This window comes from Lactobacillus iners DSM 13335, assembly GCF_000160875.1.
Classification (GTDB): domain Bacteria; phylum Bacillota; class Bacilli; order Lactobacillales; family Lactobacillaceae; genus Lactobacillus; species Lactobacillus iners.
Map to the genome: position 1 here is coordinate 234458 of NZ_GG700811.1, position 12064 is coordinate 246521.

Consider the following 12064-nt stretch of genomic DNA (forward strand, 5'->3'; position numbering starts at 1 on the left):
ATTTATTAAACTTAGATTCTTAGAAATAATATTTATTCGCCGTGATATTTAACTAAAGAATATATATCAATATCACTAAATTTTTCTACGCCTTTTAAATCAACAAGTTCAACATAAAATGCTGCACCTACTACTTCACCACCAAGTTCTTTTACTAATTTGACAGTTGCATGCAATGTTCCCGCAGTTGCCATCAAATCATCACAAATCACAACTTTTTGACCCGGTTTAATTGCATCTATATGCATTTCCAAAGAATTAGAACCATACTCTAAGTCATATGAAGCTTTTTTAACTGCACGAGGTAATTTATGTGGTTTACGTGCTGGAACAAAGCCAATACCTAATTCATTTGCTACAGGACATCCTACAATAAAACCTCTAGCTTCAGGACCTACAATAACTTCTGCACCCTTGCTCTTAGCAAATTCTGCCAATTCATGTGTTGCAGCTCGATAAGCCGTACCATTTTGTAAAATAGGTGTTATATCTCTAAAAATTATTCCTTCATTGGGAAAATCCTTAATACTAGCTATATATTTTTTAAAATCAATTGCCATAAAATCACAAACCAACTTCCTATATGCAATAACATTTACTCACACTATATGTAAAAGTATTATAACATTCTACTTTTTGTTTTAACAAATTCATATTATAAATTACTATTATGATCCTTAATATATTTTAACAAACTATCTGAAGACATGTTTTTTAACATATCTGTAAATGTCAATCGTTGACTAATCGCCTGGAAATACTTAGAATCAGTAATTTTAGTAACTTTAGGACTAGTTATAGCCTTAATTAGCTCATTTTTAACATCATAATCAATCCAATTCAATTCCCAAAATACACGCAAAACAAATTTGATACAATCATAATTTATACCTAAGTATGTAGCAACTAGCTTATAATCAGACAATGATAAATTTGGATGATTAACAATATAGTTGAATATACTTTCAAATAATTCTCTATCTGGTAATTTTGATATTGGATATGGATCAATCAAAAAACGTAAATATATTTTGTTAAAATCATTGTTAAGCACCCTATCGAATTGTTCTTTACTTGTAGGAGTATCTAAAAAAACAACACTCTCATTATTTTGCATATAATCAGCTGCCAAAATAATTTTATCAGATGATATATTATCAATATTATTAGCTATTTCTATACTATTTTTGTCAAAAAGCAGATATCTATCTGCAAAGCCCATAATATAATTTTCATTACGTAAATCGACAATTCTAACACTCGTCAACGATGGCGGAGCAGCAAAAATAAAATCGCTGATAATTCCCTGTAATTTAGCTTTATTATTCCACTTATTTATGCCTAAAGTTACCATAATCATATGAACATATGGCAATATATTTGTATCTAAGTAGCTCCTATCAAATCCTATTAAATCAAGCTCATTGGAAAAGTTGCTCACACACATTTTAATATGATTTTTATTCTGGCCTATTTTAATTAATTTAGATATATGTGGATTAGTTATAGAAAAAACAGGCTCTGGATTATCCGTTCCAAAAGGACCTACTTTAACCATTTGACGGTAAGTATCCAATGTCAAATCGTTAAGATTTAACTCATCATCATACATTTTTACGAGTTCACTAGTAGCAACAGGCTGAAAAGAACTCTCAAAACAATTACGCAATTTTACTAAAGAATCTTTTTTTAATGAAAGACCACATGCAAACTCATGACCACCAAATTTTGTTAAAACTGTACCTTTAAGTTTTATAAGTGCATTGAATAGATTGAATCCTACAACAGACCGACCTGATCCTTTTAATTCACCATTATCGGCTTCAGTTAGAATAATAGTCGGTTTATGATATTTTTCCGCTATTTTATTAGTTACTAAGCCCAATACTCCTTCGTGAAAATTATGATCGTATAAAACTAATGTCTTTTTAGATTGCCATCCATATTGCTGAATTTGCTTTTCACATATCTCAAATATTTCCTGAGTTAATTGTTTACGTTTATCATTCAATTTTTCAACTATTGATGCCAATTTTTCAGCTTCTTCTTCGTCATCACACAGCAAAAGATTTACCGCTAAATTTGCATCTGCTAACCTACCTACAGCATTAATTCTAGGACAAATAGCAAATCCAACATCACTAGCATCAATAGATCCCAACTCTAATCCTGCATTTTTGATCAATGCACGTAATCCTGGCCTTTGAGTATTATTTAAAATTTCAAGCCCTCGCTTAACTATTATATGACCTTCACCAGATACTTTAACCATATCACCTATGGTACCTATCATAGCTAAATCCAATAACTCAGACATATTATCAGTCATTAGTGCACGACAAATAGTATATGCTACACCAGCACCACAATAATCATCAAATGGGTAATCTTGATTAGGATAATTACAATGAACTATTGCATATGCATCAGGAATTTCATCTTGAAAAATATGGTGATCAGTCACAATAGTATCTACCCCACATTTTTTGGCATAATTCACTTCTTCAATTCCTGTTACACCATTATCTACTGTAATTATCAACTTAGTACCATTATTTACCAATTCCTGATAACGTTCCAAACTAGGTCCATATCCATCATCAAACCTATTTGGAATAAAAAAATCAACATCAGCTCCTAAGATACTCAAAGTTTCGACCATAATACTTGTCGCAGTAATACCATCAGCATCATAATCGCCATATACTGTAATTTTTTCACCCTTATCGATAGCCTGATTAATTCTATTGACTGTCTTTTTCATATCATGCATTAAAAATGGATCAGCTAATTTACTTTCATCGTCATTTAACCAAAAATCTAATTGTTGATCAGTATTGATGCCTCTAATCGCAAATAATTTAGCTTGTATAGGACTTAATTTATACTTTGCAATTAAATCTTTATCTAAAGATTCTGCTTGTTTTTTCTTCCATATCATTGTCGTAACTTAAATATCCTCAATTTTTCATCAGTAGCTTTAACTGTTTTTATTAAAGACCCTCTGATAGCCCATCGATTAGCTCCCCAATCAGCACACGTTATTAATGTAACTATATTTTTTCTAGTATCATCCACTAACCATACAGCAGTAGGTGGAACTTTTTTCTTCATATATATTTTATAAATATAAACTTTTTTTAAATCTGTTAAATATATTAATTTGCCCTTTTTTACTGATTCTAATGGTGAAAAGAGGCTACCATTAGCAGTCATGTAATGACCAGCTAATGGATAATTACCATGACCCATTTTTTGATCTGGACGCATAGTGCCACCACCTGTAGATAATGAATCATTACTTAATCCTTTTAGAATTGGTAAATACATATGGACACTTGGAATTGCAATAGCACCCACTGCTTTAGCATTATTTTTGATCCGAGATTTAGTAACCTGGGCAAAATCAATACTTTTAACCTTGGAAAAATCAAATTGACCTTTAGATTTCTCATTCTCTCTAATCTTATCTTTATTAAGATTATGCAATACTTCATTTTGGGACTGTTTGGCAATAAATGATGTTATTTGTGGACTAAAAATTAAAGCTAGACCTACAATAAAACAAATAAATGCTAAAATATAACGTAAATTTATATTTCTACGTGTTTTTTTATCTGCCATCTTATTTTCCTTTTATATCGTCATCATCCATTTTCAATACAGCCATAAATGCATCTTGGGGAACTTCTACTCGTCCAATAGCTTTCATTCTTTTTTTACCTTTGCGTTGTTTTTCTAACAACTTGGCTCTTCGATCTGGATCTCCAGTATGAATCTTCCATGTAACATCTTTACGATAAGGTTTAATAGTTGCTCTGGAAATAATCTTAGCACCGATAGCACCTTGAACATCAACTTCAAAATTTTGACGAGGAATAAGTTTCTTTAACATACTCGTCATTTGTCGTGCTCTGGTTTGTGCTTCATCATTATGTGCAATAAAACTCAATGCATCTACTGGCTCATGATTTAATAACATGTCTATTTTTACTAAATTTGTAGATCGATAGCCTATAATTTCATAATCTAAGGACGCATAACCTTTTGTGAAAGATTTCAAATCATCAAAGAAATCATAAATTATATCAGCTAATGGCATTTTATAAATAACATTAACCCTAAACTTATCTAGATAATCCATAGTCTGAAACTCGCCATGTTTTTTTTGACATAATTCCATAACCGCACCTACAAAATCATTTGGAACCATAATTTCAGCTTTCACAAATGGTTCTTGAACATCTTGATATTCACCCGCATCAGGTAAATCTGAAGGATTATCTATCAACTTTACAGATCCATCATTCATAATCGCATGATAATCTACACTAGGTGCCGTCATAATCAATTGCATCCCGAATTCCTGCTCTAATCTCTCTTGAACAACATCCATATGCAATAATCCCAAAAAGCCACATCTAAAACCAAATCCCAGTGCTTGAGAAGTTTCAGGCTCAAATTCTAATGCAGCATCATTCAATTGCAATTTTTGCAATGCTTCCTTCAAATCATCATATTTTTGATTATCAACTGGATACATACCTGAATATACCATAGGTGGAATTTGTCTATAACCTGGTAATGGTGTAGCCGTAGGATTGCAACTACTAGTAATAGTATCACCTACTCGCGTTTCACGTACTGATTTAATATTGGCAGTAATATAGCCTACATCCCCAGCAACCAACATTTCCTTTTTTACAGGATATGGACTAGAAACACCGACTTCAGTAACTTCAAAATCCTTGCCAGTATTCATAATCCTAATCTTATCACCTGGCTTTACAATTCCATCTTCTATTCTTACAGATAATACAACTCCACGATAATCATCATATTTTGAATCAAAAATAAGTGCCTTTAATGGTGCCTTTAAATCACCTGAAGGAGCTGGTATATCTTGAACAATTCTTTCCAACAAATCAGGGATTCCTTTACCGGTTTTACCTGAAACTTCAACAGCTTCAGTGGCATCCAACCCCAACATTTCTTCTATTTCATCCTTACACATATCTGGATCAGCTGAGGGTAAATCAATTTTATTTATAACTGGCAAGATTTCCAAATCACTATCCATTGCTAAATATGTATTAGCTAAAGTTTGAGCCTGTACACCTTGTGATGCATCAACAATTAATAATGCACCTTCACATGCTACAAGTGATCGCGAAACTTCATATGAAAAATCTACATGTCCTGGGGTATCAATTAAATGAAAAAAATAAGTTTCTCCATCCTTAGCACAATATTTAACTTCAACAGAATTTAGCTTAATGGTAATACCACGTTGTCGCTCTAATGGCATATCGTCTAACAATTGATTTTTCATTTGGCGTTCACTAACAGTATCTGTTAGTTCTAAAATTCTATCAGCAATGGTCGATTTTCCATGATCAATATGTGCCACAATGGAAAAATTTCTAATATGCTTTTGATATTCTTTCAATTTATCAAGATCCATGTATTCACCCGTTTAATTCTTTCTATCACTAGGAAATTATTATAGCAAATAAAAACATTAATTAAAATAAATAATAGTCTTAGATAACAAACTTCACCTTTAACTACAAAAGGTCTGATTCTGATTATTTAATATCAAAATCAAACCTTAAAATCTAATACTGTATCTCAGTTACTATCTTTAAAAACTTTATGATAACTTATCTTTCAATCTTTCAAAGAAATTTTTTTCCTGAGGTGTAATACTTCCACCACCAGCTTTAACAAAATCAACAAGGGCTTCTTTTTGTTTATCATTAATTTCTTTTGGTATCACAATATTAATCAGAACTTCCTGATCACCATTACCCTTACCATTCAAGCGAGGAACACCTTCACCACGCAATTTAAATCTTGTATTTGGTTGTGTACCTGCAGGTATTTTTAAAGAAACCTTACCATGAACGGTATCAACTTGAATATAATCACCCAAAGTAGCTTGTGCAAAGGAAATCTTAGCTTCAGAATAAATTGTGGTACCTCTACGTGTAAATTCAGCACTTGGTTTTACTTTAAACACAATATATAAATCACCATACGTGCCACCATTTTTACCTGCTTCACCTTGTCCACTTAGCCTAATTTGTTGCCCATTATCAATACCAGCTGGAATATCAACCTGCAAAGTTTGTTCTTTATCTATGCATCCCTTGCCATGACAGGTATTACATGGATGTTTAATAATTAATCCTTTTCCTCCACATTGATCACAACTAGCTTGCTGGCTAATAATGCCAAATGGTGTTTGACGAGTAATATTTATAACACCCATTCCTTTACATTTTGAACAAGTAATTGGATGAGTACCTTTTTCTGCTCCATTACCGTGACAAGATGAACATATTTCACTTCTAGTATATGTAATATTTGTTTTCTTACCTTTAATAGCATCCATAAAGTCAATTGTAAGCGTATAATCCAAATCTTGACCACGTTGCGGTGCAGTAGGATCTACATGTCGTCTACCTGTACCACCAAAGAGATCACCAAAGATATCGCCAAAACCATCAAAGCCACTAAAATCACTATACTGAGTGCCACCGCCGAAACCGCTGAAACCACTTTGTCCATTAACACCAGCATGTCCAAATTGATCATATTGAGCTCTCTTTTGCTTATCATGCAAAACTTCATATGCTTCGTTAACTTCTTTATATTTTTCTTCCGCACCCTGTTCATGGTTTATATCAGGATGATATTTTTTAGCTAATTTTCGATACGCTTTATTAATTTCAGCATCACTAGCAGTTTTATCAACCCCTAAAATATCATAATAATCACGTTGTGACATTTAATTACTCCTTAACTATCAAAAGAAAAGAACTACAACATGGCAGTTCTTTTCTTTATAATCGACAACTATTTATCAGGATCAACCTTGTGGAAGTCACCATCTACCGTTGAATTACCATTACCATCCGTACCTTTATCATTACCATTACCATTTTCTTTAGTACCAGATTGACCTTGGGTATTTTGTTTTTGATACAACTTAACTGCTAAATCTTGTGCAACCTTTGACAAAGCATCTTTCTTTTCCTTCATTGCTACAAGGTCATTATCTTTTTGAGCTTTTTTCAAAGCTTCTAATGCATCTTCAACCGGTTTAATATCATTGTCACTAAGTTTACCTTTTACTTCTTCCAATGTCTTATTAGTACTAAAGATAACTTGATCTACTTCATTACGTAAATCTGCTTCTTCCTTTTTCTTTTTATCTTCTTCTGCATGTTCTTCTGCTTCTTTTTGCATGCGTTTAATTTCTTCATCAGATAATCCAGTAGAACTCTTAATAGTTATCTTTTGCTCTTTACCAGTACCCATATCTTTAGCAGACACATTAACGATACCATTCTTATCAATATCAAACGTTACTTGAATTTGTGGAACACCACGTGGTGCAGCAGGAATATCAGTTAATTGGAATCTTCCTAAAGTCTTATTATCTGCTGCCATAGGACGTTCACCTTGTAGAACATGAACATCAACGGCAGGTTGATTATCTGCAGCTGTGGAGAAGATTTGACTCTTTGAAGTTGGAATAGTAGTGTTTTTATCAATTAACTTAGTAAATACACCACCCATAGTTTCTATACCAAGAGACAAAGGCGTAACATCAAGCAACACAATATCTTTAACATCACCAGTTATTACACCACCTTGAACAGCAGCACCCAAAGCAACAGCTTCATCAGGATTAATAGAATGATCAGGATCCTTCCCAGCCCATTGCTTAACAGCTTCTTGAACTGCTGGAATACGAGTTGAACCACCATTTAAAATTACTTTATCGATATCCGAAACTGATAAGCCTGCATCCTTCAATGCATTGTCAAATGGTATCTTAGTTCTAGCAACCAAGTCATGTGTCAATTCATCAAACTTAGCTCTACTTAAATCAGCTTCTAAATGCAATGGGCCTGATTCTCCAGCTGAAATAAATGGCAATGAAATATGTGTAGATGAAATACCTGATAAATCTTTTTTAGCCTTTTCTGCAGCATCTTTCAAACGTTGTAAAGCCATCTTATCGGATGATAAATCAACACCATTTTCCTTCTTAAAGTTTTCAATTAACCAATCGATAATGGCATTATCAAAGTCATCACCACCAAGATTAGTATCACCATTTGTAGACAAAACTTGGAAAACGCCGTCGCCTAACTCTAACACAGATACGTCAAATGTACCACCACCAAGGTCATATACTAAGATCTTTTCATCTTTTTCATCTTTATCTAATCCATATGCTAATGAACTTGCAGTTGGTTCATTAATAATTCTTTGAACATTTAATCCAGCAATTTTTCCAGCATCTTTAGTAGCTTGTCTTTGAGCATCGTTAAAGTAAGCAGGAACAGTAATTACAGCATCCTTTACTGGTTCACCTAGATAATCTTCAGCAAACTTTTTGATATATTGCAAAATCATTGCTGATATTTCTTGTGGAGTATATTCCTTACCATCTACCTTAACTTTATATCCTTCTTCACCCATATGACGCTTAATTGAAGAAATAGTATTTGGATTAGTTATTGCTTGTCTTTTAGCTACTTCACCAACTTGAATTTCACCATTCTTAAAAGCAACAACTGATGGTGTAGTACGATTACCTTCAGGATTAGTAATAATCTTAGGTTCTTTTCCTTCCAACACAGCTACAGCTGAATTAGTAGTTCCTAAATCTATTCCGATAACTTTTGACATAAATTAACTTCCTCTCTTATTTTGTTACAACTACCATAGCAGGTCTTAAAGTTCTATCTTTGTACAAGTATCCTTTTTGCAATACTTGTACAACATGATCAGGTTCCTGATCTTTCACTGCATCAACAGTTTGAACAGCTTGATGTAATTTTGGATCAAATTTTTCACCATCAGCTTTAATTTCAGATATTCCATGATCATTCAACGCTTTAATCAGTGCATCTAATGTCATTTGAACTCCCTTTTTTAACTGAACAGTCACATCGCTATCACTTTTGACCATTAATGCACGTTCAAGATTATCCAATGCAGGAAGAATATCTTTAGCTATACTTTGTGACTCATACTTTATCAACTGTGCACGCTCCTTGGAATAGCGATTTTGTGCATTTTGAATTTCTGCTTCACTACGTAGATATTTATCTTCCAATTCCTGATTTTTTAACTCCAGCTCTTGGATCTTTTTAGTGTATTTGCTTACATCTTCTTTGTTAGAAGACGTTTTTGGTTTGGTATTATTTTTTTCTTTTTTACTATCCACTGAATTATCTTTATGTTCTTTCACAACTTACCTCCTCACTTAAAATCACCATAATACTCCAATAACTTATTAGCTAACTCGTTTCTAAAATATTCAAGTAAGCCTATCATCTGCGAATATGGCATATTACTTGGACCTAACAATGCTATAGTCCCTGTACCATGTTTGCCAACACTATAATCTACAGTCAATAAACTGCAATCTTCTAATAACTTTGATGGCATCTCAGAACCTAAATGGACTCTAACATTAGTATGTGAATTATGATTTATAATCTGATTAGTATCAAATCCAATAAAATCTGACATTAATTGTTTTTGATCTATCAACTGATAAAGCGATCGTAATTTATTAAGATCATTAATCCCAGAATTATTTAACAAATTTATTTGACCATTTACATACATTTGCTCACTAGCTGCATCTTTTATAACGTCTTGAAGCAGATCTAAAAATATTGTAGCAGAGCCACGAGAAACTAACTCTTTAGCAATTTGATTTAAACAGCCACTATTGACATCAGTTAATGTTTTACCAATTAACTGCTTATTAATTAAAGCAACAGCTTTTTCAACTTCGTCACCCGAAGTATGATGTGGCAAAGTATATATTTGATTTTGAACATTTCCATCATCAGTAACTAAAATGGCCATCACCCTGTTGGCAGACAATGGAACAATCCTAAACCCAGTAATATAAATATCAATATTTTCAGGACCCGCAGCAAATGCTGTATAATTAGTCAAATCAGATAAAATTTTTGTCGCCTCTTCAATAATTTCATTTACTTGATGAAAAGGTTGATCCAATTGATTAATAATTTGGTGATATACAGAATCTGAAATTTCTATAGGATCTACCAAATAATCTAAATAATATCTATATCCGGAAGCAGACGGTACCCTACCGCTAGAAGAATGTGTTTTTTCCAAAAATCCAAAATCTTCCAATACAACCATTTCATTTCTAATTGTTGCACTAGAAACCTTGATAGGTAATTGTAACATCACCGTTTTTGATCCTACTGGTTCATGCGTCTGCGTAAAATCATTAATGATAGTCTCTAAAATTAATTCTTGGCGTTCGGTTAACATCTGATCCCCCCTTTTAATTAGCACTCAAGATGTTATTGTGCTAACAATTAATATAATACTAGATTTTAGCATTTTTTCAAGTAAAGTATTCAATTTTTTCAAAAATTATTTAACAAGGATTACTAATTGCTGTTAAACTAAGTCAACATCCAAATAGTGTGTCATAAATATCAAAAGTTTTGCAATATAAAAAACTGACCGCTCAAAAAATGGCTGAAGGTCAGTTTTATTACATATATAAATAATACATAAATTATAATTATTTATTATTTTTAGTTTTACTTAAATTCATAAACAAAGCAACAATTGAAATAATGGTCAATATCAAAACGATAAATAAAAATACTCCCAACATTTTTCCACTATTTACAGCATCTGCAGCATCAGTAAAAGTAGACATTAAACTACTAAAAGAATACTTTCCACCTAATATGCTGAAATATTTATGACAAACTACGTGCATAAGTACTGTAACTACAACTGTAACTGCTGGAAAAACAAATGCTGCTTTTTTCCACTTGTTTCCATCTTTTAACTCCAAAAATTTAATTACAAGTGCAGCAATAGCACAAAATACTACAAAATTTTGAAATGCAAATGCACTACTAAGATTTGATAAACAACTTAACGCAGAACCTATACTTGCTTCGCATTGTGAACTAATATATAAAATATAAATAATATTTAAGCCCAACACTGAAAATATAGCGAGCAATATCTTGTCAAATAAATTATTGACATCGTATTTAACTATATTATCTATAAATCCTTGCACCCCTTCATCACTTGAAATTTTGTTAGTAAAGTCACTAACTTTATCTGATAAATTAGAAGTTTTAGGTGCTTTTTTAGAAAATATCTTCTTATCGCCCATTTCATACATTTCAAATTCATCACCAACATGAACAGAGCAATCAAAATCCGCAATAGGAACTTCTTTGGCTGTTCCATCAGGAAATCCTAAAATTACACTCTTCTCCGTTACTTTTATTGCTTTAATCATAATTTAACCCCTCATATTATTATAATTAATTAATATTATACGACATATTCTTTAAAAGCAAAATATAAAATAAAGATATTATATATATTTTTAAAAAAACATATATTTTGACTAAAGATACTTCTAGCCATCTTTTTTGGGTAAAAAAACTAAAAAGTAAACCCCCCTTATATAATTATTTTACCTAATATTTATGTTTAGTGAAACTATATATTCATGTACACAGTAGAATGTTTGAAAAACCATTTTTTAATTTTATATAATGTCTAACTACTTAATTTTGTGCAAAATAAAACCACCTTATTTAGGTTGGTGGTTAGTTATCTTGCTCTTGTAATATTTTAAGAACTTCTTTTAATTTTCTTCTTCGTTCTTCTGCTAGCTTTCGTTGTTCTTCGGTTTCTGGTTGCCGCATTTCAGAATCATATCTTGCCTGAATAATAGCACCAACCTCTTTGGCTGTGAGTTTATTAACATCTTCTGCCATCTCTATCTCTTCCTTCTTACAATATACAAACTATCATCTTCTAATTTTGCTAACTCTAGCCCTGTATTCATCATGAATTCTCGCTGGCTTTTAAACTTCCCGTGACTTAACAATTCAACGTGAGCTCCTAATGTGCCTTTAGGAACAATAATTGCAATATTATGGTTACTACCAAACACTCCCTTAGTAGTAACTGAGGTACTAAGAAATTTATCAATAGCCTTTCTAGG

10 protein-coding genes and 1 pseudogene are annotated in these 12064 nt (G+C 32.1%); all 11 read right to left on the reverse strand.

The window, feature by feature from the left end:
- Positions 1-32: 32 nt before the first annotated feature.
- On the reverse strand, positions 33-560 hold the full coding sequence (locus HMPREF0520_RS06100) for an adenine phosphoribosyltransferase (protein WP_006730035.1): 528 nt from the start codon (positions 558-560) through the stop codon (positions 33-35).
- 95 nt (positions 561-655) lie between these two features.
- The gene (recJ, locus tag HMPREF0520_RS06105; RefSeq protein ID WP_006730036.1) at positions 656-2941 is read right to left on the reverse strand and encodes a single-stranded-DNA-specific exonuclease RecJ; all 2286 of its coding nucleotides are present in this window, start codon (positions 2939-2941) and stop codon (positions 656-658) included.
- On the reverse strand, positions 2938-3624 hold the full coding sequence (locus HMPREF0520_RS06110) for a class A sortase (RefSeq protein WP_006730037.1): 687 nt from the start codon (positions 3622-3624) through the stop codon (positions 2938-2940). Before HMPREF0520_RS06110 ends, recJ begins: the two co-directional genes overlap by 4 nt.
- Position 3625: 1 nt before the next feature.
- A complete protein-coding gene (gene lepA / locus HMPREF0520_RS06115) occupies positions 3626-5464 on the reverse strand; it encodes a translation elongation factor 4 (RefSeq protein ID WP_006730038.1) in 1839 nt (612 codons plus the stop codon).
- Positions 5465-5653: 189 nt separating this feature from the next.
- Positions 5654-6793, reverse strand: a complete 1140-nt coding sequence (gene dnaJ / locus HMPREF0520_RS06120) for a molecular chaperone DnaJ (RefSeq protein ID WP_006730039.1) — start codon at positions 6791-6793, stop codon at positions 5654-5656.
- Positions 6794-6861: 68 nt separating this feature from the next.
- Positions 6862-8709 carry a molecular chaperone DnaK gene (gene dnaK, locus HMPREF0520_RS06125; protein ID WP_006730040.1) on the reverse strand — a complete coding sequence of 616 codons (1848 nt, stop codon included), beginning with the start codon at positions 8707-8709 and terminating at the stop codon, positions 6862-6864.
- 16 nt (positions 8710-8725) lie between these two features.
- Positions 8726-9274 (reverse strand): nucleotide exchange factor GrpE, encoded by a 549-nt coding sequence (grpE, locus tag HMPREF0520_RS06130; RefSeq protein WP_006730041.1) that lies wholly within the window; start codon positions 9272-9274, stop codon positions 8726-8728.
- A gap of 11 nt (positions 9275-9285) precedes the next feature.
- Positions 9286-10344, reverse strand: a complete 1059-nt coding sequence (gene hrcA / locus HMPREF0520_RS06135) for a heat-inducible transcriptional repressor HrcA (RefSeq protein WP_010222676.1) — start codon at positions 10342-10344, stop codon at positions 9286-9288.
- Positions 10345-10603: 259 nt separating this feature from the next.
- Complete coding sequence (locus HMPREF0520_RS06140; RefSeq protein WP_006730043.1) at positions 10604-11347, reverse strand: hypothetical protein; 744 nt, start codon at positions 11345-11347, stop codon at positions 10604-10606.
- 316 nt (positions 11348-11663) lie between these two features.
- Positions 11664-11834, reverse strand: a complete 171-nt coding sequence (locus HMPREF0520_RS06445) for a hypothetical protein (protein ID WP_006730044.1) — start codon at positions 11832-11834, stop codon at positions 11664-11666.
- 2 nt (positions 11835-11836) lie between these two features.
- A pseudogene (locus HMPREF0520_RS06145) lies at positions 11837-12064 on the reverse strand (ADP-ribosyltransferase); the annotation flags it as partial.